The 26710-nt window shown below is 56.0% G+C and carries 24 protein-coding genes and 1 tRNA gene; 7 read left to right on the forward strand and 18 right to left on the reverse strand.

All coding sequences use genetic code 11. The features are described 5' to 3' along the window. Nucleotides 1–89: 89 nt before the first annotated feature. From gyrB to mutM, 7 genes are all read right to left on the reverse strand, one after another. A complete protein-coding gene (gene gyrB / locus HED22_RS04425) occupies nt 90–2546 on the reverse strand; it encodes a DNA topoisomerase (ATP-hydrolyzing) subunit B (protein WP_167719563.1) in 2457 nt (818 codons plus the stop codon). 19 nt (nt 2547–2565) lie between these two features. Further along, nucleotides 2566–3726 carry a DNA replication/repair protein RecF gene (gene recF / locus HED22_RS04430; RefSeq protein WP_167720368.1) on the reverse strand — a complete coding sequence of 387 codons (1161 nt, stop codon included), beginning with the start codon at nt 3724–3726 and terminating at the stop codon, nt 2566–2568. Nucleotides 3727–3789: 63 nt separating this feature from the next. Beyond that, nucleotides 3790–4908, reverse strand: a complete 1119-nt coding sequence (gene dnaN / locus HED22_RS04435) for a DNA polymerase III subunit beta (protein ID WP_167719566.1) — start codon at nt 4906–4908, stop codon at nt 3790–3792. Between the two features lie 331 nt (nt 4909–5239). Further along, the gene (gene dnaA, locus HED22_RS04440; RefSeq protein WP_368484479.1) at nt 5240–6721 is read right to left on the reverse strand and encodes a chromosomal replication initiator protein DnaA; all 1482 of its coding nucleotides are present in this window, start codon (nt 6719–6721) and stop codon (nt 5240–5242) included. Nucleotides 6722–7167: 446 nt separating this feature from the next. Beyond that, nucleotides 7168–7428: a 30S ribosomal protein S20 gene (gene rpsT, locus HED22_RS04445; protein WP_167719574.1), complete on the reverse strand. Its 261-nt coding sequence runs from the start codon at nt 7426–7428 to the stop codon at nt 7168–7170. Nucleotides 7429–7614: 186 nt separating this feature from the next. Beyond that, nucleotides 7615–8391: an enoyl-CoA hydratase gene (locus HED22_RS04450; RefSeq protein ID WP_167719577.1), complete on the reverse strand. Its 777-nt coding sequence runs from the start codon at nt 8389–8391 to the stop codon at nt 7615–7617. A gap of 183 nt (nt 8392–8574) precedes the next feature. Then, entirely contained in the window at nt 8575–9414 is an 840-nt protein-coding gene (gene mutM, locus HED22_RS04455) for a bifunctional DNA-formamidopyrimidine glycosylase/DNA-(apurinic or apyrimidinic site) lyase (protein WP_167719580.1), read from the reverse strand. Between the two features lie 174 nt (nt 9415–9588). On the opposite strand from mutM, the gene HED22_RS04460 reads away from it, so the two are divergent. Continuing rightward, on the forward strand, nt 9589–10392 hold the full coding sequence (locus HED22_RS04460; protein WP_167719583.1) for a TSUP family transporter: 804 nt from the start codon (nt 9589–9591) through the stop codon (nt 10390–10392). Between the two features lie 67 nt (nt 10393–10459). Here the strand turns inward: HED22_RS04460 and HED22_RS04465 are convergent, their stop codons facing one another. The 8 genes from HED22_RS04465 to aroA form a co-directional block, all read right to left on the reverse strand. Further along, nucleotides 10460–11668: an MFS transporter gene (locus HED22_RS04465; protein ID WP_167719585.1), complete on the reverse strand. Its 1209-nt coding sequence runs from the start codon at nt 11666–11668 to the stop codon at nt 10460–10462. Between the two features lie 225 nt (nt 11669–11893). After that, nucleotides 11894–12616 (reverse strand): orotidine-5'-phosphate decarboxylase, encoded by a 723-nt coding sequence (gene pyrF, locus HED22_RS04470; protein WP_167719587.1) that lies wholly within the window; start codon nt 12614–12616, stop codon nt 11894–11896. 216 nt (nt 12617–12832) lie between these two features. Then, nucleotides 12833–13132 (reverse strand): lipopolysaccharide assembly LapA domain-containing protein, encoded by a 300-nt coding sequence (locus HED22_RS04475; protein ID WP_167719589.1) that lies wholly within the window; start codon nt 13130–13132, stop codon nt 12833–12835. 229 nt (nt 13133–13361) lie between these two features. Beyond that, a complete protein-coding gene (ihfB, locus tag HED22_RS04480) occupies nt 13362–13637 on the reverse strand; it encodes an integration host factor subunit beta (RefSeq protein WP_044830114.1) in 276 nt (91 codons plus the stop codon). A gap of 72 nt (nt 13638–13709) precedes the next feature. After that, complete coding sequence (sppA, locus tag HED22_RS04485) at nt 13710–14633, reverse strand: signal peptide peptidase SppA (protein ID WP_167719590.1); 924 nt, start codon at nt 14631–14633, stop codon at nt 13710–13712. Between the two features lie 359 nt (nt 14634–14992). Then, complete coding sequence (rpsA, locus tag HED22_RS04490) at nt 14993–16696, reverse strand: 30S ribosomal protein S1 (RefSeq protein WP_167719592.1); 1704 nt, start codon at nt 16694–16696, stop codon at nt 14993–14995. 232 nt (nt 16697–16928) lie between these two features. Beyond that, complete coding sequence (gene cmk, locus HED22_RS04495) at nt 16929–17573, reverse strand: (d)CMP kinase (RefSeq protein ID WP_167719594.1); 645 nt, start codon at nt 17571–17573, stop codon at nt 16929–16931. 75 nt (nt 17574–17648) lie between these two features. Then, nucleotides 17649–18992: a 3-phosphoshikimate 1-carboxyvinyltransferase gene (gene aroA, locus HED22_RS04500; protein ID WP_167719596.1), complete on the reverse strand. Its 1344-nt coding sequence runs from the start codon at nt 18990–18992 to the stop codon at nt 17649–17651. A gap of 625 nt (nt 18993–19617) precedes the next feature. Between aroA and HED22_RS04505 the strand changes: the two genes are divergently transcribed. From HED22_RS04505 to HED22_RS04515, 3 genes are all read left to right on the forward strand, one after another. Then, a complete protein-coding gene (locus HED22_RS04505) occupies nt 19618–19935 on the forward strand; it encodes an FYDLN acid domain-containing protein (protein WP_167719598.1) in 318 nt (105 codons plus the stop codon). Nucleotides 19936–20031: 96 nt separating this feature from the next. Then, nucleotides 20032–20107 (forward strand) — tRNA-Ala (locus HED22_RS04510). 111 nt (nt 20108–20218) lie between these two features. Further along, entirely contained in the window at nt 20219–20683 is a 465-nt protein-coding gene (locus HED22_RS04515; protein WP_167719600.1) for a YtoQ family protein, read from the forward strand. 24 nt (nt 20684–20707) lie between these two features. Here the strand turns inward: HED22_RS04515 and HED22_RS04520 are convergent, their stop codons facing one another. From HED22_RS04520 to HED22_RS04530, 3 genes are all read right to left on the reverse strand, one after another. Continuing rightward, nucleotides 20708–21877, reverse strand: coding sequence for a pyridoxal phosphate-dependent aminotransferase (locus HED22_RS04520; protein WP_167719602.1), 1170 nt, complete (start codon nt 21875–21877; stop codon nt 20708–20710). After that, nucleotides 21874–22572: a TetR/AcrR family transcriptional regulator gene (locus tag HED22_RS04525; RefSeq protein WP_167719605.1), complete on the reverse strand. Its 699-nt coding sequence runs from the start codon at nt 22570–22572 to the stop codon at nt 21874–21876. The genes HED22_RS04520 and HED22_RS04525 overlap by 4 nt, the downstream gene beginning before the upstream one ends. A 126-nt stretch (nt 22573–22698) precedes the next feature. Next, nucleotides 22699–23655 (reverse strand): NAD(P)-dependent oxidoreductase, encoded by a 957-nt coding sequence (locus HED22_RS04530; RefSeq protein ID WP_167719607.1) that lies wholly within the window; start codon nt 23653–23655, stop codon nt 22699–22701. Nucleotides 23656–23818: 163 nt separating this feature from the next. Here HED22_RS04530 and HED22_RS04535 point away from each other — a divergent pair, with 163 nt between their 5' ends. The 3 genes from HED22_RS04535 (at nt 23819) to HED22_RS04545 (ending at nt 26641) form a co-directional block, all read left to right on the forward strand. Then, nucleotides 23819–24607, forward strand: a complete 789-nt coding sequence (locus HED22_RS04535; protein WP_254869771.1) for a class II aldolase/adducin family protein — start codon at nt 23819–23821, stop codon at nt 24605–24607. 611 nt (nt 24608–25218) lie between these two features. Beyond that, nucleotides 25219–25437, forward strand: a complete 219-nt coding sequence (locus tag HED22_RS04540; RefSeq protein ID WP_167719609.1) for a hypothetical protein — start codon at nt 25219–25221, stop codon at nt 25435–25437. A gap of 286 nt (nt 25438–25723) precedes the next feature. Continuing rightward, the gene (locus HED22_RS04545; RefSeq protein WP_167719611.1) at nt 25724–26641 is read left to right on the forward strand and encodes a methyltransferase domain-containing protein; all 918 of its coding nucleotides are present in this window, start codon (nt 25724–25726) and stop codon (nt 26639–26641) included. Nucleotides 26642–26710: the final 69 nt, after the last annotated feature.

Raw genomic sequence — 26710 nt, forward strand, 5'->3', positions numbered from 1 at the left:
TTTAATTGGCACAAAACACAAAAGCCCGCGACAAGCGCGGGCTTTGGAAAGTGGGCAACCACTGCTATCGTTGCGTCACATGCGAACGATCAAACGTCGAGGTTTGCGACCTTGAGCGCATTGGACTGGATGAAGTCCCGGCGCGGTTCGACGACGTCACCCATGAGGGTGGAGAAGACTTCCTCGGCTTCGTCGGCGTGGTTGACCTTAACCTGAAGCAGCGAGCGCACGTTCGGATCAAGCGTGGTTTCCCAAAGCTGATCCGGGTTCATTTCACCCAGACCTTTGTAGCGCTGGACCGAAATGCCGCGACGGCCATATTCCATCACCGCATTGACCAGATCGACCGGGCCGTTGATTTTCCAGGTCTTGTCCTTGGCAACGAATTGCGCGCCCTTTTCGAACAGTTCACGCAACTCACCAAGGATGCCGGCAATCGCGCGCGCCTCGGCCGAGCGCAGGATATTGCCATCAATGATGTGGCGCTGTTCGACACCGCGCAGCATGCGCCAGAGGACGATTTCATCCATCGGCGCTTCACCGTGCCAGCCACGATCATAGTCCTCTTCGAGGGTATCAAGGTGTTTGGCCAGCGTTTGGGCGGCTTCAAGACGTTTGCCATCATCATCAAGCAGCGCCGGGTTAAGCGCCCCGGCAAGGGTTGCCTGTTCAAGCACCGAGATCGGAAGCTTGATCGAAAGCGGTTCGAGGAAGCCTTTGGCCTTACGTGCGAGCTCGACAATGCGCACCAGATCCGGCCCGGCGAGTTGCTGACCATCGCCGAGGGTGAGAACAGCGTCCTCTGTGCCCTGTGCGGTCAGGTATTGCTCCATCTCGCGGTCGTCCTTGAGATACTGGACCGAGTTACCACGCTTGGCGCGATAAAGCGGCGGCTGGGCAATATAGAGATAGCCGCGTTCAACCAGTTCCGGCATCTGACGATAGAAGAAGGTCAAAAGCAGGGTTCGGATATGCGCACCATCGACGTCAGCATCGGTCATGATGATGATTTTGTGGTAGCGGGCCTTTTCGATGTCAAAGTCATCGCGGCCAATACCCGTGCCCATGGCGGTAATCAGCGTGCCGATTTCCTGACTTGAAAGCATCTTGTCAAAGCGCGCGCGTTCAACATTAAGGATCTTACCACGCAGCGGCAGGATGGCCTGGAAGCCACGTTCACGGCCTTGTTTGGCCGATCCACCTGCGGAATCACCCTCCACGATGAAGAGTTCGGCTTTGGACGCATCGCGTTCCTGACAGTCGGCGAGTTTGCCGGGCAGCGACGAGATATCCAGCGCACCTTTACGACGGGTCAGTTCGCGGGCCTTACGCGCGGCTTCGCGGGCAGAGGCAGCTTCGACCACCTTGGTGACGATCTTGCGCGCATCCTGCGGATGTTCTTCAAGCCACTGGGCGAGCTTGTCATTAAGGATGTTTTCCACCACCGGACGGACTTCAGACGAAACCAGCTTGTCCTTGGTCTGGGAGGAGAATTTCGGATCCGGAACCTTGACCGAGATCACGCAAGACAGGCCTTCGCGGGCATCATCGCCGGAAAGAGCAACCTTTTCCTTTTTGGCGATGCCGCTTTCCTGGGCATAGGCGTTGATCTGACGGGTCAGGGCCGCACGGAAACCGGCCATGTGCGTGCCGCCATCGCGCTGCGGAATGTTGTTGGTAAAGCAGAGCGTGGTTTCGTGATAGCTGTCATTCCACTGAAGGGCGACTTCGACGGTGATACCGTCCTTTTCGCCTTCGATGCTGATCGCTTCTTCGATCTGGCGGACCTTGTTACGGTCGAGATATTCGACAAAGGCACGAATACCGCCCTCGTAATGCAGCTTGGTCTCGACCGGCTCGCCGCTGCGTTCATCGCGCAGGGTCAGGATCACGCCCGAGTTCAGGAAGGCCAGTTCGCGCAGGCGATGTTCGAGGGTAGGAAGATCAAATTCCAGCTGGGTGAAAATCTCGCCATCCGGATAGAAGGTGACCTCGGTGCCCGAAAGCGGCGTGCCGTCTTCGGTAAGCGGGGCGTCGCCAACAACTTCGAGCGGCTTGATGGCATCACCACCGGAGAACTCCATGTAGTGTTCTTTGCCGTTACGCCAGATGCGCAGTTTAAGCAGGGTCGAAAGCGCGTTCACAACCGACACACCCACGCCGTGCAGACCACCGGAAACCTTATAGGAGTTCTGGTCGAACTTACCGCCGGCATGGAGCTGGGTCATGATGACCTCGGCCGCGGAGACGCCTTCTTCCTTGTGCATGTCGGTCGGAATGCCACGGCCGTTATCGCGGATGGTGGCAGAACCATCGCCATTGAGCTGCACCCAGACGGTATCGCAATGACCGGCCAGCGCTTCGTCGATCGCGTTATCGACGACTTCGTAGATCATGTGGTGCAAACCGGTTCCGTCATCGGTATCGCCGATATACATGCCCGGGCGTTTGCGCACCGCTTCAAGGCCTTTAAGCACCTTGATCGATTCTGCACCATACTCCGGCGACGTTTCACCAGTGTTCGGCGTTTCTGTTTCGTTGGTCATAGGGTCACAACCTCGGCATTCACGGAGTGGTTTCTAGGGTCAGTGTGGCATCTTCCACGCGGAAGAATTGCGCACGACCGTCCAAACCTTCAAACAGCGCCCGGTCCGTGCCTGTCATCCAGGCCTGGACGCCAAGCGCCACGATTTCATCAAATAAGTGGGTGCGGCGTTCTGCATCGAGATGCGCAACCACTTCGTCAAGTAACAGCAGCGGGCCAGCCCCGCGCGCCTTCGTTTGCAGGCGGGTATTGGCCATAATGATCGACAGCAACAACGCCTTTTGCTCCCCGGTGGAGCATTGATCTGCCGACTGGCCCTTTGCATCATGCCAAACCAGCAAATCACTGCGTTGCGGGCCGACCACCGCCCCGCCATAGGTCGCATCACGTGACCGTCCGTCGCGCAATGCGGCCCGCATTTTATCTTCGACCTCGACCGCTGGCAGGTTTTCAAGCCAGTCTTCAAGATCCCCGGTCAGCGCCAGACGGGCGGCTGGAAACGGCCCGATGGCCATGGTCCCGGCGCGACGCAGGCGTTCAAGCAACTCGGCCCGTGCGACGGCCACCGCAATGCCGTGGCGAACCATCGAATCTTCAATCGAGGCCAGCCACGTATCATCGGCCTTGCCTTCCTTGAGCAGCTTGGCGCGTGAGCGCAAAGAATGCTCGTAGGCGGCAACGCGGCTGCTGTGATCGGGATCAAGGCCATAGACCAGCCGATCGAGAAAGCGCCTGCGGGCTGACGGACCATCGAGAAACAACCGATCCATCTGCGGTGTCAGCCAAACCGCGGCACAGACCCGGCCCAAGGCCGCCTGGCCACGCTGGGCCTGCCCATCAATTCGAACTGCGCGGCGTTCGCGCCCCTGTTCCAAGGCCGCCGGGTCAAGGCCGGTTCCCAGTTGAAACGCCCCGTCAGGCGTATCGACATCTGCGGCCACTGCCCACGCCCGGGGTGCCCCGGTGTCAGATGGCGGCGTGCTGCGCGCCATCTCGCCCAATTTGGCGCGGCGCAATCCACCACCGGGTGCCAGCAAAGAAACAGCTTCGAGCAGATTGGTCTTGCCCGCCCCGTTCGGCCCGGTCAGCACGACCGGCGTACTGTCGAGCGACAGACGCAGGCCTTCGTAACAGCGAAACTCGCTGAGCTGGATCCGGGAAACGGCAAGACGGTTTGTCATCGACGCCCCGTCTTTTGGCATGAGGTTATTGGCAAGAGCAGCCACAGCTTGATCGCGTTACCGTCACACACGCATCGGCATCAGAACGTACAATGCCGAAAGGTCGTCGGTGTCACGCAGGATGGTCGGCGATGATCCGTCCGACATCAGCAGGTTGAGCGTATCGCCCTTGACCTGCTTGGCGATGTCGAGCAGATAGCGCGAGTTAAAGCCGATTTCGATATCCTCGGCATCGTAGTTGATTTCAAGTTCTTCCGACGCGGTGCCGTGTTCCGGGCTGGATGCCGACAGGGTCAGGGTCGTGCCCGACAGAACAACCTTCACCGCGCGCGATTTTTCAATCGAGATGGCCGAAACACGGTCAACGGCATCGGCAAAGGATTTGCATTCGATATCAAGCGTCTTGTCGTTGCCCGACGGAATGACACGCTCGTAATCGGGGAAGGTGCCATCGATCAGCTTGGAGGTCAGAACCGCATCGCCAAAGCCGAAACGGATTTTGGTATCCGACAGCGCGATATCAACCGCTTCGCCGGTTTCATCAATCAGCTTGCGCAACTCGCCAATGGTTTTACGCGGGACGATGACGCCCGGCATATTTTCAGCGCCATCGGGAAGCGGGGCCTCGACACGGGCCAGACGGTGACCGTCGGTGGCAACCGCGCGCAGGATTTTGGTGCCTTCGGCGTCGGTGGCGTGGAAATAGATCCCGTTGAGGTAATAGCGGGTTTCCTCGGTCGAGATGGCGAACTCGGCACGGTCAATCAGACCGCGCAGCTCAGCCGCAGCCAGACCGAAGCTGACCGGAAGGTCGCCACCGGACATGACCGGGAAATCATCAACCGGCAGAACGGCGAGATTGAACTTCGAACGACCCGCAGAGAGCGTCAGCCGACCAGCACCCGGTTCAAGGGCGATCTGCACCTGGGAGCCTTCCGGCAGCTTGCGAACGATTTCATACAGGGTATGAGCAGGCGTTGTGGTCGCGCCCGGCTCGGACACCTCGGCCGTCGTGGTTTCGATGACTTCGAGGTCCATATCGGTCGCGGTCAGCGACAGACGATCATTCTCTGCCCGAAGCAAAATATTGGACAGAATCGGAATGGTGTTACGTCGTTCAACAACGCTTTGAACATGGGTCAGCGATTTCAACAGCGCCGCGCGTTCGATGGTCAGCTTCATGCCCGTCCTATCCGTCTGTCAGTATTTGTTTAACAAATTGATTTTTAATCGGTTTTCCTACCTGACCCACACCCTTTCGGGTGCGGAAAGGGCATTATAACATGCATACTGGGAAATCGAAGGATTTTTACGGCCTAAACCCAAGCAAATAAAAGGAGTCGGCGGACGAATTTACGCCCCAAACGCGCAAAGCGGCGCAAACCGTGCGACTCGCAGTTTTGCTGATCAAATACGGGGAGAAATCCGGCCAGATTCAAAAGCAAAATCCGCCGGAAAATACGGCGGATTTCATCAAAATGCGCACCCGTTTGCGGGCCAATCAGAAGCCCGATCAGCTTTCGAGCATACGACGCAGAAGATCGATATCTTCACACAGCGACGGATCCGTCCCGTGCAGTTCTTCGATCTTGCGCACGGCATGCATGACCGTGGTGTGGTCACGCCCGCCAAACTTGCGGCCGATTTCCGGCAGCGAGTGGGTGGTGAGCTGTTTGGACAGATACATCGCCACCTGACGCGGACGGGCCACAGCACGCGCACGGCGGGCCGAATGCATGTCAGAGACCTTGATGTTGAAATGCTCTGCCACGCGTTTCTGGATTTCCTCAATCGACACGCGGCGCTCAGACGCACGCAAGACGTCGTGGAGGATGTCCTGAACCATCTCCAGACCGATTTCACGGCCCACGAGTTGGGCATGGGCAATCACGCGGTTAAGCGCGCCTTCAAGTTCACGGACGTTGGCCGTGATCTTGTGCGCAAGGAATTCCATCACACGCTGGGGCAGTTCGACGCCCTGACGTTCAGCCTTGGCCTCCAAGATGCCCAGACGCAGCTCATAGGTCGTGGCATGGATATCGGCAACAAGGCCCGAACCCAGACGTGAGCGCAGGCGTTCTTCGATGTCTTCAAGGTCAGACGGTGACTTGTCGGCCGAGACAATGATCTGACGGCCCTGATCAACCAGCGCATTGAAGGTGTGGAAGAATTCTTCCTGAGTCGAATCCTTGCCCGAGATGAACTGAACATCATCGACCATCAGCACATCGACCGAGCGGAACTGGTCCTTGAAATCGACCGTGTTCTTGTCACGCAGCGCACGAATGAAGCGATACATGAATTTCTCGGCCGACAGGTAGATCACCGTGCGGTGCGGCTGGGTGCGGCGGATATGCCAGGCAATCGCATGCATCAGGTGGGTTTTACCAAGACCGACACCGCCATAGAGGAACAGCGGGTTGAACGGCACCGATTCGGCCTCTGCCAGACGGCGTGCGGCGGCATAGGCGAATTCGTTCGGTTTGCCCAAAACGAAATTATCGAATGTGTAGCGCGGATCAAGGGCGGCGGAAATGCCATCATCAGACATGCTGGCAATCGCGGTGCGGCCCGATCCATTGGACTGACGCGGTGCGTCTGCGACGCTTGCATTTTCGGCAGACTCGGACTTGCGGCCGGCTTTGGCACGCGGTGCGGTCGCCGAGGAAGACGCGCTTGCAGATTTCGACGTGCCTGATGCAGAGCCATTGGCCTGCATGCCAGAAACGATGTTGATTTCAACGAAGTGCACATCGGAATCTTCGGCGTGCCAGAATTTCTGGATACGATCGAGATAATGCTGGGTAACCCAGTCACGCATGGCACGGGTCGGCGCCCCCAAACGCGCCACACCGGCTTCAACAGCGATCAAGGCAACCGGTTCTAGCCAGTAGCGATAGGCTGTTGCGCCGAATTCAGCGCGCAGCTTTTCACGTACCAACTGCCAGGTTGCAACTGCATGATCGTCAAGTGCTGCGTGCTCGTCACCCGCAATCCCCCCGTTGGATTGCCCCAGTGCCGATTGTGTGTCCCTCACGGCGTGCTGCACTGTAAGAACCTTTCCCCGAATTTCCCTATTTCATCACCACAAAACTGCAAAAGACAAAACAGTACCGCTTCGCGTTGATCACGACCGTGACCAACACGCTGGCCTTCCACATCATCAGGGAAGTGTACTCGCGCCTTTTGTTTTTTTGGTTCTTCGTTGCCGACCGCTTTGCGCAGCCAGCGAAGTCGAAACACTGTACTGATGTGACCCACATCAGGCAAGGCGATCTTTAACAGAACGTTAAAAGGATTTCGCAACCAAAACGGCCCTTGTTTTCTGCGGTTTCTTGCACCCGCGCAACCAAGGAACAAAAGGTGATTCTGCGAAATCCGGGCAGCGAAAAGGCCGCACCAGAGGTGCGGCCTTCGACTCGCCATCCCGTAAGGGATAAATTAAAGTGCTTTGATGCGTGCGGTCAGACGCGAAACCTTGCGAGCAGCGGTGTTCTTGTGGAGAACGCCAAGCTGTGCGCCACGCGCCAGTTCCGGCTCGGCGATTTTCATCGCAGCCAGAGCAGCATCTTTGTCGCCAGTGTTCAGCGCAGCTTCGACTTTCTTAACGAAAGTACGAATGCGGCCGATACGTGCACCGTTAACTTCTGCACGGGCGGCGTTGCGGCGAATGCGCTTCTTGGCCGATTTATGGTGAGCCATTGCGAACCTGTCTCTTCAAACAAATGTTACGTAATTCGGAGCGCGGCTTATAGCTCTGTCCGAAACCCTCGTCAACCCCCGATACCGCCATAACGCCTCATTTTCTGCGGGTCAGGAGTCTTTTGACCTGCAACACAGATATGCACGCACGGAATCAGGGGTCATGTTCGCCCGATTGCCCCGCAATCAGCGGTGCTTGAAATCGGGTTTGCGCTTCTCGCCAAACGCTTTCATGCCTTCGGCGCGATCTTCGAGCGCGAAGGTCGAATGGAATTCGCGGCGCTCGAACATCAGACCCTCGGTCAGCGTCATCTCATAGGCCTTGTTAACCGATTCCTTGACCTTCATCGACACCGGCCCCGAGAAGGAGGCGATCTTTTCCGCCAGTTTCTGGGCTTCGTCGAGAAGCGAGTCGGCCGGGACGATTCGCGCCACCAGACCAGCGCGTTCAGCTTCTTCGGCATCCATCATGCGCCCGGTCAGGCACATTTCCATTGCCTTGGACTTGCCGACGGCACGGGTCAGACGCTGAGTCCCGCCCGCACCGGGGATGGTGCCGATGGTGATTTCCGGCTGACCGAACTTGGCAGTATCGGCAGCAATCATGATATCGCACATCATCGCCATCTCGCAGCCACCGCCCAACGCGAATCCGGCGACCGCTGCAATGGTTGGCTTGCGGCACGACGCCACACGGGTCCAACCCTTGGTGATAAAGTCGTTTTTATAAACGTCCATGTAGTCGTAATCGGCCATTTCCTTGATGTCGGCCCCGGCGGCAAAGGCCTTTTCCGAGCCGGTAATCACGATGGCACGGATGTTTTCATCGGATTCGAAATCATCAAGTGCGGCACCGATATCATTGATCAGTGCTTCACACAGCGCATTCAGCGCCTTGGGGCGATTAAGCGTGATCAGGCCAACATTGCCCTTTTTCTCGGCGATGATGTTTTCATAAGACATGCGAGTGATCCTTTATTCGCTGTTCGGCCCGCGGGAACCCGGCGGATTTCTGTGGCGTTGTCGGGCCGATTCGGCTGAAACCATAATTTGATACTGTTTTACCGATTTTAATCCCGGCCCGCAACCGAACCTGTCATCAATGCCCACAAGTTTCAGAAGTCGCAATCGGGCATTGCGTTTGGGTTATTTCTGGCAAGTTGGGCAGAAGAAAGTCGACCGACCGGCTTGGACGATGCGTTCAATGGTCGCATCACAGCCATCAGCGATACAGGTTTCCCCTTCGCGGCCATAGACACGGAAATTGTGCTGGAAATAGCCAAGCTCGCCATCGCTTTGGCGATAGTCCTTCAGGCTTGAGCCGCCTGCGGCAATTGCATCTTCCAGCACAAGGCGGATTTCACGATAGAGACGGTCAATCTCGCCGGGCTTGAGATCCCTTGCCAGACGATCAGGCGCGATGCCGGATCGAAACAGGGCTTCGCAGACATATATATTGCCAAGACCGGCGACCAGTTTCTGATCAAGCAAAACGGTTTTGATCGGGCTTGCGCGTTTGGCAATTCCTGCGGCGAGAATTTCGGCGTTAAACGCGTTGCCGAGCGGTTCCGGGCCGATGCCCGCCAGCATCTTGTGGGTAGCAACCTCTGCCCCGTCAATCAGGGTGATGACGCCAAAGCGCCTGGGATCGTTAAACCGCACCACGGCCCCGTCAGCCATGACGAAATCAACATGGTCATGCTTGCCCGGTTCGGGTGCGGCGACCGCTGGATCATTATGGATGGTCATGCGCCCGGACATGCCCAGATGAACAAGCAGCACCTGCCCGTCATCAAGATAGCCGAGGATGTATTTCGCCCGTCGGGTCAGTTGGTTGATCCGGCGCCCGGCCATGCGATCAACAAATCCTTCCGGGAAGGGAAAGCGCAGATTGGCACGGCGCTGCACAACATGGTCGACGACCCGTCCTTCCATGACAGGTATCAGACCACGGGTGACTGTTTCGACCTCTGGCAATTCGGGCATATCTGGAACTCATACAAGGAATGGTGTCTGACTTTTAGACTATCGCCTGCGGGCAATTCAACGAGTGAAATCGTTCCGACTGGACGCGTGGATTGAAAGACATATGATGTGCGCTGTTTTGACAGACCGCATCGCCCCAGAACACGCGGTTGCGGCCCAATTGAAAGCCCGCCGATGGAATTTGGTTTTGATCTTTTAGTGATTCTGTTTGCCGTTGCCACATTGGCCGGTTTTGTCGATGCCATCGCAGGCGGCGGCGGATTGATTACCATTCCGGCCCTTTTGTGGGCGGGGGTGACCCCGGCACAGGCATTGGCAACCAACAAGCTTCAGGGCAGTTTTGGCAGTTTCAGCGCGTCGCTTAATTTCATTCGCAAGGGGCATGTAGATCCGCGCGATATGATCCTGGCGATTGTCCTGACCTTTGCCGGGTCGGCCTTGGGGACGGTTCTGGTGCAGATGCTCGATCCCGGCATTCTGATGACTATCCTGCCCGGTCTTTTGATCCTGATTGCGCTTTATTTCCTGTTTTCGCCGCGGGTGGGTGACATTGATGCACATCAGATGATTGGCAAAACCACCTTTGCCTTTACCGCCGGCTTTGCCATCGGCTTTTACGACGGTTTCTTTGGCCCGGGGACCGGATCGTTCTTTTCCATCGCCTTTGTTGCCTTGCTTGGTTTCAACATGACCAAGGCGACCGCCCACACCAAGGTTTTGAACTTCACTTCGAACTTTGCATCGCTGGTGATGTTTATCGCCGGCGGTGAGGTTGTCTGGGTTGTCGGCGGGGTGATGGCCGTTGGCGCACTGATCGGTGCGCAGATCGGATCGCATATGGTGATGAAGGTCGGCGCGCGGCTGGTAAGGCCGCTGCTTGTCGTGACCTCGATTGCGATTTCGATCAAGCTGATCATTGATCAGTATGGATCGACCATCAGCCAAAGCCTGGAGCATATCCGCCACTGGGTAAGCTGATCTGCAACCAACCCGGCACCAGCAAAGAAAAACCCGTCAACCGAGAGGCTGGCGGGTTTTGTTTTACTCAGGCACTGGCACCGTTTTCGGCAAAGACTTCATCGCGTCGATCAAGCAAATGGCTCCAGACGGTGAACAGCAGGGCCACTACCGCAATCGCCGCGCCAAGCCAGGGGATATGCTGATAGGACACGCCCTGGGTAATGGCGATCCCGCCAAACCAGGCACCCGCCGCATTGCCAAGGTTAAAGGCGCCCTGATTAAGGGTGGAAGCCAGATTGGGGGCATCGGATGCCTCGTTGACCACGCGCATCTGAAGCGGAGACACCAGCGCAAAGGCAACCACACCCCACAGCATCACCGTCGCGACAGCCGGAATGACCGAGGTCAGCGTTTCGGTAAAGATGGCAAGGATGGCAATCAGCATGACGAAGGCAAAAATGATTGCTGGCATCAAACGCCAATCACCCAGACGCCCACCGATATAATTGCCAAGCGTCAGACCGACCCCAAACAGCAAGAGGACATAGGTCACCTGACGCGGGGTAATGCCGGTGATTTCCTGGAGCATCGGCGTGATATAGGTGAAAACGCTAAACAGGCTGGCCGCCGACAGAACAGAGATCAGCATGGCCAGCAGAACCTGAGGCTTGCCAAGCGACTTGGCTTCAAGCCAGAGGCTGCCGGTCGATGCGGCGATCTTGCGCGGCAGCGCGATATAAAGTGCTGTGGCAGCAAAGACACCAATTGCCACCACCGCCCAGAAAGTCGAGCGCCAGCCAAGTTCCTGACCAAGGGCCGTGCCAAACGGCACACCCAGCACATTGGCCAGCGTCAATCCGGAAAACATCAGGGCAATGGCCTGAACCCGCTTATGCGGCGCGACAAGGTTTGAGGCCACCACAGCCCCCAGACCAAAGAAGGCACCGTGGCAAAAGGCTGTGACCACGCGGGCCGCCATCAATAGCCAGTAATCCGGGGCAATCGCACACAGGAAATTGCCCAGAATAAAGATCGACATCAGCAGCAACAAAGCCCGCCTGCGGTCCATGCGCGCCGTGGCAATCGCCAGAAACGGGGCGCCAAAGGTCACACCCAGCGCATAACCCGTCACCAGCAACCCGGCATCAGGGATGCTGACGCCAAGATCCAGCGCCACATCGGGCAGAAGCCCCATGATGACGAATTCGGTGGTGCCGATCCCGAAAGATGCAAGCGCAAGCGCAAGAATCGGCAGGTTCCCGAAAAATCCGGGGCGGGTGACGGTATCTGTCATGTCAGAATTTCCAGATCAACTTTGGCGCGGGCGATGCTGGTGACGCAAACCGCACGGCCAAGTTTTGTGCAACTGCGAGATCACGCATTTTGCATCAATTATTGAAACGATTCAATTTTGCGACAGGATTGCGGGAAAATCCATCGCGAAATTTGCATGACAGCTTGTCGCAACAGGCACAAATCCAAGCGACGAGAAACCGGCAGAGGGTCAATCGAGGTAAAATCAGGAAAGTTCGGCGACGATCCTTTGCGCCGCAGCGACTGGATCATCGGCCTTGGTGATCGGACGGCCAATCACCAGAACATCACTGCCCATGGCGACCGCATCAGCCGGGGTGACAATGCGTTTTTGATCGTCACTTGCCGCCCAGCTTGGGCGAATACCCGGCGTGATCAGTTTGAAGTCGGGTCCGAGGGCCTTACGAACCGGGGTGATTTCCTGCGCCGAGCAGACAACACCATCCAGACCGGCCTTTTGGGTCAGTTCGGCCAGTTTGACCACGCGGTCCTCAATCGGGCCCCGCAGGCCGACATCATCAAGATCGCCCTGGTCCATGCTGGTCAGGATGGTCACGGCAATGACCCAGGGGACTTCAACGCCTGCCTTGTCGGCAGCTTCGCGCGCGGCGTCGCCTGCACGTTTCATCATGTCCAGACCGCCTGCGGCATGCACATTGACGATCTTGAGCCCGAGCGGTGTTACGGCACGCACCGCACCGGCCACCGTATTGGGAATATCGTGATATTTGACATCGAGAAAGATCGGCATCCCGGCCTTGGCGACCGCCTTGACCCCTTGTGGCCCGTGGGCCGCGAAGAATTCCTTGCCAAGTTTGGCCCCGCCGATGATGCCCGACAGGCTTGAGGCCAGATTGATCGCATGATCGAGATCGGTGGTATCAATCGCACAGAAAATACGGTCTTTGGCGGCAAGGGTCTGGGTCATGCGGTCCTCCATTGAGCTGGCAGCAGGGTCAGGCCCACATCTGTCAGAATGGCTGGAAATTCCTGCGGCTGCGGACCGGACATGGATTAGCCGATTTGATCCCAAAGGCCAATGTCAAATCGGGCCTTGGCCATGGATTGTCCGTTTGCGGCAACATCATCCCTGTTGATCGGCGCAGATAGCAAAAGGGCCCCGAAACGGAGCCCTTCAAATCACCTAGCTGTGGCCGATGGCCTTTTGATCGGTGTGTGGTGTTGGGTCGTCGGTTTTGATGCGCTTGAGTTCGCTGTCCATGCGGCGCGCGGCGCGACGGTGCTTGCCCTGCAACAACCATTCAAAGGCAAAACCGATTCCAAGCCCGATCAGCAGCGCAACCATGATCGGCAGGAACAACGGCAGATCGACTTCGAACGGTAGTGGCCAAAGCGAAATCGTTACCAGTGCCCGGTTGGAAACTGCAAACACCGCAATCAAAACGGCAAGCGGGATGGAAATAATCCAGTAGAGGAAGCGCATTCTCAAGCTCCTTGTGCCGCAGCCCTTAACCCTTCCCGCACAGGATGGGTCAGGACCCGGCAATAGGTCACATTTGATCGTCAGGCTGATCAGTATGGGGCAAGATCCGGACAAAAGCCATGGCGACAGTCACACAGTTTTTGTGTGTCGCATGTGGCCAGATCGGGCGGGTACGGGTGACGCAATACGAGTCATGCCCGATCAAAGCCGGAAACGGATCAGGCGGAAATCAGTTCAAACGTTCGCGAAGCTGTTTGCCGGTTTTGAAATAGGGAACTTTCTTTTCCCCGACAGGGACGGCATCCCCGGTACGCGGGTTACGTCCAACGCGGGCATCACGCTGTTTGACGGAAAACGCGCCAAAGCCGCGCAACTCGACCCGGTCGCCACGTGCAAGCGCGTCGGTGATCTCGTCAAAAATCGTAGCCACAATCCGTTCAACGTCGCGTTGGTAGAGATGCGGATTCATCTCCGCAAGTCGGGCGATCAATTCAGATTTTGTCATTTTTCAGGCCCCATCCTGTTGGTACTGACAGCATCACTCAACCGGAGATTCAATTATCTGTTTGGGTAACTCTTACTCAGGTTGCCAGACCGTCAGCAAACCGTCAAGTTTAAGCCCCTCAGATGACAGTACTTTTCCGAGGTTCCCCTCAAGAACAGCACTCATGAAATCGTCTTCCGGATATTCAATTTCAAGCGGCACTACCTGTGCATCCGTCGTGACACCGGCTTCTTCTTGCAGCCAGCGCAAGGCTTCACGACGGCCTCCAATTTCGTCAATCAACCCGTTGGCAACAGCCTGCTGTCCTGTATAGACGCGACCATCGGCAAGAGCCGTCACGGTGTCCACCGACATGTCGCGGCGGGTTGCAACCATCTCAACAAACACGTCAAACATGTCCGAAATCAGGCCCTGCATGGCCGATTTTGCAACATCATCAACAGGTTCGAACGGATTCGGTGCAGCCTTAAGCGGACCGCTTTTTACCGTCAGCGGTTCAACACCAAGTTTTTCAAGCGTTCCATTGAAATTCATCGACTGGAAAATCACGCCGATCGACCCGGTAATCGTGCCGCGCCTTGCAATGATATGGTCTGCGGCAATTGCGGTCATATAGCCGCCGGACGCCGCAACCGTGCCCATTTCAGCAACAATCGGCCGGGTTTCACCAATACGGCCGAGCGCCTCAAACAGCGTTTCGCCACCGACCATGGTACCGCCCGGGCTGTTGATATGAACAATCACACCCACAACGTCGCTGTCTTCTTCGATGGCACTGAGTGCATCAAGAAGATACGGGTCTTCGGTGATCACACCTTCGATGGTGACTTCAACGATCTTCGGGCCAATGCCGCCCAGAACACTGTCCTTCACACCGGTGCCAGACAAGCCGATCACGATCACCGCAAGCACGGCAATCACAGCCACCACGCGCCAGCGGAAGATGGATTTTTTCAGTCGACGTCGATCCAGCAGGATATCGGCATCAAGCGCCATGGAGGTGTTCCAGTTATAATCGTTCAATCAAATACTTAGAAGAGTGTGACCCCTTAAACCTGTCTCTTCAAATGGTTTTTCTCGGCCCGGAAGGCAAGAACAAAAAGCGTTTAAAATCAAAATTTTCGCGAAAAATGCCGATATCGGCAGAGTCGGGGGAAAATTACATCCATAAAGCAGACGATATACAATCTGGTGCAACGTCGCGCCCCATCAGACATGCGTGACAATGGATATCATCTTGCGTCCTGGTTCGGGCCAAAGCAGCCGCCATTGGCGCAAAAGAAAACGGGCCGCGCAAAGCGCGACCCGTCTTTTCGTTCTGCAAAGATGCAGAGCGTATTTCGTCGGAGGGTGGCTTATTCGCCGCCTTCCTGTTTCTTGCGCAGAGCTTCGCCGAGGATGTCGCCGAGCGATGCGCCGCTGTCTGCCGAACCGTAATCCGCCATTGCTTTCTTCTCGTCAGCAACTTCAAGAGCTTTGACAGAGAGGGAAACCTTGCGGGTTTTGGAATCGATCGCGGTAACACGTGCGTCGACTTTTTCACCAACTGCAAAGCGTTCCGGACGCTGTTCCGAACGCTCGCGCGCCAGTTCAGCTTTACGGATGAAGCCTTTGAGTTCGGTGTCGCCAACGGAAACCTCGATGCCACCGTCGTTCACTTCGGTGACTTCACAGGTTACTGCTTCGCCACGTTTGATGCCGGTAACGGCTTCTTTGAACGGATCGCCAGCAAGCTGTTTGATGCCAAGCGAGATGCGTTCTTTTTCGACGTCAACGTCAAGAACCTTGGCTTTGACGATGTCACCTTTTTTGTATTCCTTGATGACTTCTTCACCAGCGCGGTCCCATGACAGGTCCGAGAGGTGAGCCATACCGTCGATACCGCCCATGAGGCCAATGAACAGACCGAATTCGGTGATGTTCTTGACTTCGCCTTCGATCTCGGACTCGACCGGGTGAGCTGCAAGGAAGGCATCCCAAGGGTTCGAGGTGCACTGCTTGAGGCCAAGCGAGATACGACGTTTCTGAGCATCGACGTCGAGCACCATGACTTCGACTTCCTGCGAGGTCGAAACGATTTTGCCCGGGTGGATGTTTTTCTTGGTCCAGGACATTTCGGAAACGTGGACCAGGCCTTCGACACCAGCTTCGAGTTCGACGAATGCGCCGTAATCGGTGATGTTGGTGACACGACCTTCGAATTTCGAACCGACCGGGTATTTGGCTTCGACACCTTCCCACGGATCAGCTTCAAGCTGCTTCATGCCAAGCGAGATACGCTGGGTTTCGCTGTTGAAGCGGATAACCTGGACCTTAACAGTCTGGCCGATCTGCAGAGCTTCGGACGGATGGTTGATACGTTTCCAAGCAATGTCGGTAACGTGCAGCAGGCCATCAACGCCACCAAGATCGACGAATGCGCCGTAATCGGTGATGTTTTTGACAACGCCGTCAAGAACCTGACCTTCCTGAAGGTTCTGGATCAGTTCAGCACGCTGTTCTGCACGGGTCTCTTCGAGAACGGCACGACGCGAAACCACGATGTTACCGCGCGAACGATCCATTTTCAGGATCTGGAACGGCTGCGGGTTGTTCATCAGCGGGGTGACGTCACGTACCGGACGGATGTCCACCTGGGAACCCGGCAGGAACGCAACAGCGCCCGACAGGTCAACGGTGAAGCCGCCTTTAACACGACCAAAGATGGTGCCGTCGACGCGTTTGCCATCGGAGAACTGTTTTTCCAGCTCAACCCAGGCTTCTTCGCGGCGCGCTTTTTCGCGCGACAGGACGATCAGACCATCCTTGTTTTCATAGCGGTCGACATAAACATCGACGGTATCGCCAATGTTTACTTCGCCTGCGCCAAATTCTTTAAGCGGAACGCGGCCTTCGGATTTCAGGCCGACATCGACGATGGCATCATCGTCGGTTTTTTTAACGACCGAACCGGTCATTACGCGGCCGACAAAACCTTCGTCTTCAGAACCAAGGGTTTCAGCCAGCAGGGCGGCGAAATCTTCGCCAGTTGAGAATTGTGCTTCTTCAGCGGTGGTCATAAACCAGACTTCCTTTCGAGTATCGTCACTATATTCTGGCCAACCGGTTGTATCCGGTGGTCTTTGCCGCAAAATCGCGGCGATTTGTCATTCACTGTTCAAAACCGAACGCATGTGAAGGCGAACCTTCCATACACGAAAAGGTGAACGCACAAGTCGTTCACCTTAGGGACAGGCCAAAGGACCGGTACCTCGGGATCGTTCAACGCCTGACGGTTAAAACGCCTTTTGATCAGTCATCCGCACCCATATGGGTATGGATATGTGCCATGACGGCATCGAACACTGCGTTGGCATTCAGACGGTCCGTATCAATATGGATTGCGTCATCTGCCATCTTGAGCGGTGCGACATCGCGAGCACTGTCTCGGGCATCCCGTTCTTCAAGCTCTTTAAGAACGCGCTCGTATATAGCAGCGGGATTTTTTTCCTGCAACTGTTTGAACCGACGGTTTGCACGTTCTTCGACACTTGCCGTTAAGTAAAACTTGATCGGGGCATCCGGACAGACCACGGTTCCGATATCGCGGCCATCCAAAACAGCCCCGCGCTTACCGCCTGGCGGGGTGCTGGCAAGGGTGCGCTGAAAATCAAGCAACACGGCGCGAACCCTTGGAATCGCTGCAACTTTTGAGGCAGCTGTTCCAACTTCTTCGCTACGAAGTGCTTCACCTTCGAGATCGGCGGCACTCAGATTTTCTGCAGCACGAACCGCTGCGGCCTCATCAGCCGGATCGCCATTTTCCGCCAGAACTTTCGCACCGGTCGCACGATACAGAAGCCCGGTATCAAGATAGGCATAGTCCATTGCGTCCGCGACTCGACGTGCCAAGGTCCCCTTGCCGGACGCGGCCGGCCCATCAATGGCGATGATCATATGGGTCACTCCCTCGTGATTATATCTGCTGATTATACAAGTCTGATCGGTGACTTAATATATTGGTCGGCCAAGTCAGGAATGCAGGGCAAACTTCGCGCCCATGTCGTTCATCAGACCTTCGAAGTTTGGGAAGCTTGTCGCAATCGGGTTGGCATCATCAACCGCAACCGGTTTTTCTGCGCCAAGACCCAGAACCAGGAATGACATCGCAATACGATGATCAAGATGGGTTTCCACCATGCCACCGCCCGGCACCACGCCCCCGGTCACAATCAAATCATCGCCTTCGATCCGGTGAATCACACCGTTGGCTTCAAGCCCGGCAGCAACCGCCGCCAGACGATCCGATTCCTTCACGCGCAGTTCTTCGAGATCGCACATGCGGGTTTCACCCTCCGCATAGGCTGCGGCCACTGCGAGAACCGGATATTCGTCAATCATCGAGGGCGCACGTTCAGCCGGAACAACAATGCCCTTGAGCCGGTTCTTGCCGGTCACCACCAGATCACCGATGGTTTCGCCAGCCTCTTCGCGCTCGTTGGTGATCGTGATGTCGCCGCCCATTTCAACAAGGGTTGTGATCAGACCGGTGCGCAGCGGGTTCAGGCACACATCGCGAATGGTGACGTTGCTCTCAGAATTGATCAGGGCTGCAACCATCGGAAACGCCGCCGAGCTTGGATCGGTCGGAACGACAATATCAGCCGCCTTCATGTCGACCGGGCCGGTCAGACTGACGGTACGGCCACCATCGTCATTGACCTTCACATCCACATCGACGCCAAAGTGACGCAGCATGCGTTCGGTATGATCGCGCGACGGTTTGGGTTCGATCACCGTGGTGGTGCCCGTCGTGTTCAAGCCGGCCAGCATCACCGCCGACTTCACCTGGGCGGAAGCCATCGGCAAGGTATAGGTCACAGGCTTTGCTTCATCGGTGCCAATCACTGCCATCGGCGGACGGCCGCGATCACGGGTGATGAACTGCGCGCCGAATTCCGACAACGGATCAGCAACACGGCCCATCGGGCGTTTGCAAAGCGACGCGTCGCCGGTAAAAAAGGTCGTGATCGGGTGGGTGGCAACGATCCCGGCCATCAGACGAATGCCCGTACCCGCATTGCCCATATCAATCACGCTATCGGGTTCGCGCAGCGCCCCGACGCCGACACCGGTAACATGCCAGGTGCCATCTTCATCACGGATGACGGTTGCGCCAAGTTTGCGCATGGCGTCCGCCGTTGCCAAGACGTCTTCGCCTTCGAGCAGGCCGGTAACCTTGGTCGTACCAACTGCCAGACCACCAAACATCAGGGAACGATGAGAAATAGATTTGTCACCCGGAACCCGGATATCGCCCGATAGCGGCCCGGCCTTGGCCGAGGAAAGCGGGCGTTTGGTGTGCGAAGAACTCATGGGCTCGTACCTGCCAGTCAGTGTTTTATCATCAACAAAAAGGCTGATTGAAAAAGCGCTGCGCTGCGGCCATGTTTTCAGGCGCGCGCGGGCCGTTCAATCAGGGGATCAATGCTCTAGCACAAGCGGTTGGCAGGCACCAGTATCGAACCCGAAATTTGGTATGGGAATTTCCATCAATGTGCGGCAGATTTATCCTAGGGTCCGGACCTATTGATTTGGTTTGAATGGTCGCTCAGATTTGTGCGGATACGCGAAGCGAAGCAGCCGGAAGATTTTTATCTTTCAAGGCTTTGCGACAAAGTAGCCCGTGCAAATCTGAACGATCCGAAGGACAGAGCTTATATTTGCGAACTCCTGCGTCAAACCCCTTGTGCGGGATGCCAACCCGCTCGGCGGGCTTTTCCTTGGGCTTCACAAATATAAGCTCTGCCATTCCAATCAAATCAATAGGTCCGGACCCTAGCGCTTTGCCAAAAGGAAAATCGTGCAATTTCCTTTTGACAAGGGTCCGACAAGATGGCAATTGGGCCTTTCAGACAAGACGCTGTGCGCAGCCTTGCTGCGTTTTGCCACATACAGTCTTTTTCTTAATTGATAACGGTAATTAAGAGGATTTGCCGTAATGTCAGCACGCGGTAAGAAACGTCACTGCCTCGCCTGTGGTACTAAGTATTACGACCTGAACCGGACCCCGGTTGTTTGCCCGAAATGCAAAACACCCGACGGACTGACCAAGGTCAAGAAATCCGCTGTTGCCAAACCGGCACCGGAAGAAGACGAAGACGTCGATGACGTCAACGACCTTGACGATGATCTTGATGATGACGTTGATAGCAATATCGACGAGGATATCCTTGAAGATGCATCTGATCTTGGCGAAGACGACGACGATCTGAACGAAGTCTATGAGCACGTCGAAACAGACGACGACGATCGCTAAGAAATTTTGAAAAAGGGTCTTGCCAATATTTGGCGAACCTTCTAAATATGCGCCGCGCCGCAGAGCCTGCCTTGCAGACTGCGTCGCGGACAAAGTGGGGCCGTAGCTCAGTTGGGAGAGCGCTACAATGGCATTGTAGAGGTCGTCAGTTCGATCCTGATCGGCTCCACCATTCAAAACCCGTTGCCTTTGGCGACGGGTTTTGTCGTTTCAGGGTCTTGCTTGACAGAATACCACCCTTCCCCGAAGACTGCCGCCCAGCAAATCCAAAAGGGAGAAGACCATGAGCAAGGTTTGGACCGTCTATTTGTCGGGTGAAATTCACAGCGATTGGCGCGAGCGCATTGAAACCGGCGTGAAAGAAGCGGGCCTTCCCGTCGAGCTGGTCGCCCCGATCACCGTGCATGAAGATTCTGATGATTGCGGCGTTGCTGTTTTTGGCGCGGAAGAAAACAAGTTCTGGCACGACCGCAAGGGCGCGCAGCTTAACGCCATGCGCACGCAAACCCTGCTGTCACAGTCCGATCTTGCCGTCATCCGCTTTGGCGAAAAATACAAGCAGTGGAACGCGGCCTTTGATGCCGGTCAGGCAGCCGCCCTTGGCATTCCTTATATTACGCTCCATCCGACTGAGCATGATCATGCGCTTAAGGAAGTCGATGGTGCGGCCAATGGTGTGGCGCGCGAACCCGAACAGGTGGTTGCGGCACTGGCCTATATCATCCGGGGTGATATGCCCAAGGCATAAGCCCAAAATGCGCAAAGCCGGGCCTTAGACCGATTTTTCGGCAAAGGCCCGGATGCGTTTGATGGCTTCGCAGAGTTCGTCATCCGGCACGGTGAGTGCCACGCGGATCAGGTTTTTGGCGTTTTCGCCAAAGGATGCGCCGGGCATGACCGCGACGTTTTGATCATCCAAAAGCCCCCAGGCAAATTCTTCGCCATTCATTCCCGTCGCCCCGACATCGATCATGGCAAACATGCCGCCTGAGACCTTGCCGGGTTTGAGCACATCGCACCCGGCGAGCTCCGTCTCGATCATATCGACACGGGCGGCGTAGCTTTTGCACATGCGTTTGGCGGTATCGAAATTGCCGCGTAGTGCCACCTCGGTCGCATCGGCAATGAAGGGCTGATTGCCAAACAGGATGGTTTCGGAAATTGGCAGCACCTTGGTGCAGAGTTCCTCTGGCCCTACGGCCCAACCGCTCCTGAACCCGGTGGCGGCATAGGTTTTCGAGATCGAGGAGGTGACGATGGTGCGATCACGCAGCTCTGCGATCTCAAGCGGGGAGGCAAATGTTCCTTCAAACACCAGATCCTCATAGACCTCGTCACAAACAATCCACAGATCATGTTCGATGGCGATTTTGCCAAGCTGGGCCAAGGTTTCACGATCCAGCAAAGCGCCCGACGGATTGTGCGGCGTGTTGAGCAACAACACGCGGCTGTCCTTGGTGATCGCAGCGCGCAGGTCACCCGGCTGCATGATAAAGCCGTGCTCAATCGACAGCGGAACAGATTGCAGCTCCGCCCCCGATGCGCGGATCACCCCGGCATAGGTTGCATAGTAAGGATCACCGACCAGCACCCCTTCGCCCGCATCGACAAGAGCCGTCATGACGGTATAAAGCGCGGTTTGCGTGCCCGGGAAACACAGGATGTTTTCCGGTGTGACATCGGGCCAGACGGGTTTGTATTTTTCCACCAGCGCGTCCAGCAAGCCGACCTCGCCGCGGCCATTTGAATAATGGGTGCGACCGCGGCGCATGGAGGCCTCGCAAGCATCAATCAGGGCCGGATCGACGGGAATATCCGGCTCGCCAATTGTCAGTTCGATGATCTTCGCCCCTTCGGCCTCGCGGTCGCGTGCGGTGTTATGAACGGCCCATTTCGCCCCGCCCAGTTCGGCAAGGCGTTCGGTAATCTTGGCATATCTCATGACGGCTTACTTTGTTGCTTGGGATGTGTCGGCGCATTCGAGGTGTGATGGGGAATGTCGGGGGCGGACAAGGTGCCAGCCGGCAGATCCAGCAGGCGCTCAGCCGCGCTGGTGATCAGATCGGGCAGGATATCCTGGGCATAAAGGCCGGAATTGATCGCCCCTTCCATCCAAAGACCATCAATCAGGCCATTCAATGCAATCGCGTGATTGCGGCAAATCGCTATGCTATAGGGGCAACCGTGAGCGATCAGGACCGGTTCAATCAGGGATTCGAGAACATTGAGGAACTCGCGATAACCATCACGGTGAATTTCGGCAAAGCCCGGATCATGGCGCACCCGGCCGATGAACGTCGCCCAAAGCGAGACGGTTTCTTCGTCCATGTTGGGTTTGGTCAGGTTGGCGCGCAGGAAGCTTGCCAGTTGCGCCTCGGACTTGCCTTCGGTCGCGCGCGCACTTTCACTGGCCTGTGCCGTCAACTGGCCGACGAGGTAGGCATAGGCATTTCGGATCAATTCATCCTTGCTGCCGAAATAGTGGCGCACAAGCCCGACCGTCACCCCGGCTTCCTCGGTTATCCGGCGCACCGATGCCCCGTGCAGACCGTGGCGGGCAACACAGGTCAAGGTCGCCTCCATCAAGGAACGGCGGCGGTCATCAAGTGACAGACGTTGAAATGTTTTTCGGCTCATTCCCGGTTCCCGAACAGCAGACAGCTCGCATGCAGATCTGATCAAATCATCGCACTGTTATACAATTGAATAATTTTAATTCGGTTTCAAGGTCACAATCGATGGCAGACATGCCGGACAGCGTGGTCAGTAGCCCTGACCCCGGCTGATCGCAAGGCTGAGCGGCTTGCCCGCATGCAGTTCACGAGCCGATTGCAGCGCCTGTTCGGCGACAATGCGCGGGGTTGTATCACTGGCGATATGCGGGGTAATGCGCAGCCGAGGATCGACCCAGAAGGGATGATCGGCGGGAAGCGGTTCTTCGCGAAAGACATCAAGGGTCGCACCACTGAGCTGCCCACTGTCAAGGGCTGCAACAAAGTCATCCTCGACCAGATGTTCACCCCGCCCGATCTGGATCAGCCAGGCACCCTTGGCCAGCTTTGAAAACAGTTCTGCGTTCAAGACATCCTCGGTCTGGGCTGTCAGAGGAAGGACATTGATCACGATGTCCTGACCAGCCACGGATTGCAGCACCGAATCGGCGCCGGTGAAATATTTTACCCCTTTGACCGGGTCACCTGGATCTCGTCGACAGGCGACGGAAACGCTAAAGCCGGAAGCTGCAAGTGCATGCACCACGCAGGCTCCCATAGAGCCATGACCAAGCACGGCAACCCTCAGATCACGCGGCGGTCGAATCGCCGGGGGTGCCCATTCTGCCTTGGCCTGACTTTGCTGCATCTGGGCAAAACCGCGTTCAACATGGACAACTTCATGCACCGCATACCCCGCCATCAGATGTGCCTGATTGGGGTCACGGACGCGGCAAATCGCGACGTCTTTCTTCAAGCCCGGATGTTTCAGCAAATCATCCACCCCGGCGCCAACCGACATTGCCATTTCAATATTGCGATAGGGCGAAAACGCCACCTGTCCTGGCAGCCAGCACACCGCGAAACGGATCAAATCAGGGTTGGTGACTTCATCAGGGTTCAGCAGGCGGACATCCGGGGCCTTGTCACCGAAATCAAGCGAATAATAGCTTTTGAGATCCATCGTATCGCTGAGAAGAACACCGTAAATCGGTTCTGCCACCGCCATCAGTCAAAGTCCCCTGAACAGAAGTTTTCTGCGCTCCTTATCGGCGTTTTCACATCCGAATTACGGCTGCAAAAACAAGAAAATTTGCGCTTTGGTTTCATCCTCAGTTAAACAAGTGTATATCAAAGAGTAAAGTCGTTTGATCAGATCAATGGAGTCGGGGATGCATATCGCAACACAGAAAGACGCGCCCGCAAGCGTCATGAGCGACAGCAAGATCAGCGATGCTGAAAAGCAGTGCCGCATTGAACTTGCCGCCTGTTACCGGCTGGCCGCGCACTACAAGATGACCGATACGATCTATACCCATATTTCGGCACGCGTTCCGGGCGAACCGGGACATTTCCTGATCAATCCCTATGGGCTGATGTGGGAGGAAATTACCGCATCATCGCTGGTCAAGATTGATGTTGATGGCAACAAGGTTGCGGACAGTCCCTATCGCGTCAATCCGGCGGGCTTTACCATTCACAGTGCGGTACATATCGGACGCCATGATGCCGCCTGGGTGATGCATACCCATACGCGGTCGGGATTTGCAGTTTCATGCCTGGAAGAAGGTCTGATGCCGCTTAACCAGATTGCCCTGCAGTATTATGGCCAGATCGGCTATCACGATTATGAGGGCATCGCCCTTGATCTTGAAGAACGCGAGAGAATCGTTGAAGCACTTGGCACGAACATCGCGCTGATCCTGCGCAATCATGGTCTTTTGACCGTTGGCGAAACCGCCGGACAGATGTTTTCCAACATGTTTTACCTGAACCGGGCATGTGAAATTCAGGAATCCACATTGGCGATGGGACGGCCGCTTCGGGCTATTGATGATGCGGTGATAAAACGCGTATCAGACCAGTTCAGCCAGATGGCATATGACGACGGGGACGTCGCATTGGAATGGGACGCGCAAATGCGCCTTGCCGACCGACTGGATCCCGGATTTCGCGAATAGGCTTTCACGCCACAGCAGCACATTTCGCCTGTTCGCAGGCGCGGTAAATGCTTGCTGATTTTCACATTTTTGACGCCGTCACCCAACCTGCCCAATTCATTGGACGGGAACGAAACATAATTGTGATTAAAATTTAATCTGTTCGACCAATTGCGCAAAAGATAATCAAATACCTGCTTGACACCCTCCCGCCGACTGCTACGATTGAATTCAACAAGGTCGAACCGGAGAATTTTCCGGTGTGTTCTGGTCAGGGTTTGGCAAAGCTCACGCAGGGTGACGTCTGAACCTATCGCATTGAAAATAATGACTTGTGCTGATGCGCGACAGTCGTGATGCGAATTGAAATTGAAAACCAGAACGGGTTGATTGCCAAAATTGACCCTTGAGACCGCCCAGCCGACAGGCCCGTTGTTCAAACCGAGCTGCCTGTCACGCCAAAGATGCCACCGCAGGGTGGTTTGATGCTGGGATCGCGCAATGGTCGAAGGTGTTTCTGCAGGTTTGCCCGCCTCTGGGTGCGGGCATCGGAGACACGTCATGCTGCGGCATTTCTTACCGTCCCCGGCGGTGTGCCGAAGCTTCCACTCGCCAGACAAGGAGAACGCGACATGCAAGTATCGAACACAATTGACTGCAACGGTTTGTCCCCGGCCCCGACCCTTCTGCGGATCATGCAGGCACTGGTCGGCCGTGAAGACGGTGCATCCCGACTTAATGTTCTGGTCGGATCAGATTGCAATTGTGAACGACTGGCGGACTCGCTTGGTCCACTGGCCAAAGAGGTTCAGCTGGCAAGTGATGCAAAGCAGTTTGCTGTCGTAAACTGAGGGGCGCTCAGCCGCCCCTTGCCCATGCTGGCACACCGTTGCCGGCAATCTTCCCGTCCATGATGCAATAATGGCATCCCGTCGCGTTAAGGTGTGCGCCTTGGAGTGGGCGCGACGGTCATAAAATAAAGAACTGCGCATCGGCACAGGGTGTCGATCACGGCTGCCCGCCAAACGGGCCTGTCACACCAAAGGATCTGGTTGCCTTGTCACCTGTGTTTTGGTGCTTTTGACATGCCTGCTTGTGTCCCGCGACCGGCTGATGCGCAAGATAACAGGAACTAATATGTTAGAAGATCCCGCCGAAGACAGCAGCGAGACACCCAGCCAATACGCCAGTGACCCCGAACGACCAGACTTCGCCTTTGATCCCGATGATCCATGGACACAAACCTTTCAGGAAGGCCTTGCGCGGTCCAACCTGAAGGGAAAAACCGTTTATGAAGTCGGTGTCGGGACCGGCATCAATGTCGCGTTCATTTTGCGCAGCTGTGGTGCGGCCAAGGTTTATGGCAGTGACCTTGATCCCCGCCTTGTTATCCTGGCAGAGCGCAATCTCAAAAGCCTGTCACCCGAACATGCCAAACATTTCGAACCGGTCCATGGCAGTGTCAGCCTTGTCGACACCGACGAGGCACGCGAAAAAGTCGGTAAAACCGATGTGGTGATTGCCTGTATCCCGCAAGTGGGCGAACCCAGTGACGAACGCCTGACTGCCTTTCGCGAAGCGCAATCCATCGAACTTGCCGAAGGGGCTGGCGACGAGGCCGAAGACCATATCGCCCATTATTATCCCTGGAGCCTGTTTGACGAGTATCCTTACAATTCCGTCGGGCTTGGCCTGAATGAAGCGTTGATGCGCCGTATTCGCGAACATGCCCCGCAGGCCGAACTGGTGATGAATTTCGGCTGTCGCATCGGGACCGAGATCATTTGCGAATGCTTTGAAGCCAATGGCTACAAGCCCGAGAAGATTGCATCTAAAATCGTCCTGCAGCATGCAGGCACGGATATTTCGTTTTTCGTCATGCTTGAGAAGGCCTTAAGCGGCACAGCCTTTGAAAAACAACTGGTTTGCAAGTTCTATGGCGACCCGGAAGGCAAACAACCGCTTTCAGCCACCAAGGCACAGGAAATGATCGATAAGGACCCGAATGTGCCACTGTATCATGAAGTAGCGGTCATTCGCGGGACACCGGTCTAGGGTTTGTTCCAGATCAGACAAAAACACCCCGTAGCCGATGGTTACGGGGTGTTTTTCGTTTGGTTTGCT

This window comes from Thalassospira sp. HF15 (assembly GCF_011806525.1).
In the GTDB taxonomy this organism is placed as follows: domain Bacteria; phylum Pseudomonadota; class Alphaproteobacteria; order Rhodospirillales; family Thalassospiraceae; genus Thalassospira.

What these genes read in the sequence shown, in the direction of transcription:
- gyrB (WP_167719563.1), bottom strand. Translation starts at nt 2,546, where the DNA reads ATGACCAACGAAACAGAAACGCCGAACACTGGTGAAACGTCGCCGGAG.
- recF (WP_167720368.1), bottom strand. Translation starts at nt 3,726, where the DNA reads ATGACAAACCGTCTTGCCGTTTCCCGGATCCAGCTCAGCGAGTTTCGC.
- dnaN (WP_167719566.1), bottom strand. Translation starts at nt 4,908, where the DNA reads ATGAAGCTGACCATCGAACGCGCGGCGCTGTTGAAATCGCTGACCCAT.
- rpsT (WP_167719574.1), bottom strand. Translation starts at nt 7,428, where the DNA reads ATGGCTCACCATAAATCGGCCAAGAAGCGCATTCGCCGCAACGCCGCC.
- HED22_RS04450 (WP_167719577.1), bottom strand. Translation starts at nt 8,391, where the DNA reads ATGTCTTATGAAAACATCATCGCCGAGAAAAAGGGCAATGTTGGCCTG.
- mutM (WP_167719580.1), bottom strand. Translation starts at nt 9,414, where the DNA reads ATGCCCGAATTGCCAGAGGTCGAAACAGTCACCCGTGGTCTGATACCT.
- HED22_RS04460 (WP_167719583.1), top strand. Translation starts at nt 9,589, where the DNA reads ATGGAATTTGGTTTTGATCTTTTAGTGATTCTGTTTGCCGTTGCCACA.
- HED22_RS04465 (WP_167719585.1), bottom strand. Translation starts at nt 11,668, where the DNA reads ATGACAGATACCGTCACCCGCCCCGGATTTTTCGGGAACCTGCCGATT.
- pyrF (WP_167719587.1), bottom strand. Translation starts at nt 12,616, where the DNA reads ATGACCCAGACCCTTGCCGCCAAAGACCGTATTTTCTGTGCGATTGAT.
- HED22_RS04475 (WP_167719589.1), bottom strand. Translation starts at nt 13,132, where the DNA reads ATGCGCTTCCTCTACTGGATTATTTCCATCCCGCTTGCCGTTTTGATT.
- ihfB (WP_044830114.1), bottom strand. Translation starts at nt 13,637, where the DNA reads ATGACAAAATCTGAATTGATCGCCCGACTTGCGGAGATGAATCCGCAT.
- sppA (WP_167719590.1), bottom strand. Translation starts at nt 14,633, where the DNA reads ATGGCGCTTGATGCCGATATCCTGCTGGATCGACGTCGACTGAAAAAA.
- rpsA (WP_167719592.1), bottom strand. Translation starts at nt 16,696, where the DNA reads ATGACCACCGCTGAAGAAGCACAATTCTCAACTGGCGAAGATTTCGCC.
- cmk (WP_167719594.1), bottom strand. Translation starts at nt 17,573, where the DNA reads ATGATCATCGCCATTGATGGGCCGGCCGCGTCCGGCAAGGGGACCTTG.
- aroA (WP_167719596.1), bottom strand. Translation starts at nt 18,992, where the DNA reads ATGAGTTCTTCGCACACCAAACGCCCGCTTTCCTCGGCCAAGGCCGGG.
- HED22_RS04505 (WP_167719598.1), top strand. Translation starts at nt 19,618, where the DNA reads ATGTCAGCACGCGGTAAGAAACGTCACTGCCTCGCCTGTGGTACTAAG.
- HED22_RS04515 (WP_167719600.1), top strand. Translation starts at nt 20,219, where the DNA reads ATGAGCAAGGTTTGGACCGTCTATTTGTCGGGTGAAATTCACAGCGAT.
- HED22_RS04520 (WP_167719602.1), bottom strand. Translation starts at nt 21,877, where the DNA reads ATGAGATATGCCAAGATTACCGAACGCCTTGCCGAACTGGGCGGGGCG.
- HED22_RS04525 (WP_167719605.1), bottom strand. Translation starts at nt 22,572, where the DNA reads ATGAGCCGAAAAACATTTCAACGTCTGTCACTTGATGACCGCCGCCGT.
- HED22_RS04530 (WP_167719607.1), bottom strand. Translation starts at nt 23,655, where the DNA reads ATGGCGGTGGCAGAACCGATTTACGGTGTTCTTCTCAGCGATACGATG.
- HED22_RS04535 (WP_254869771.1), top strand. Translation starts at nt 23,819, where the DNA reads ATGCATATCGCAACACAGAAAGACGCGCCCGCAAGCGTCATGAGCGAC.
- HED22_RS04540 (WP_167719609.1), top strand. Translation starts at nt 25,219, where the DNA reads ATGCAAGTATCGAACACAATTGACTGCAACGGTTTGTCCCCGGCCCCG.
- HED22_RS04545 (WP_167719611.1), top strand. Translation starts at nt 25,724, where the DNA reads ATGTTAGAAGATCCCGCCGAAGACAGCAGCGAGACACCCAGCCAATAC.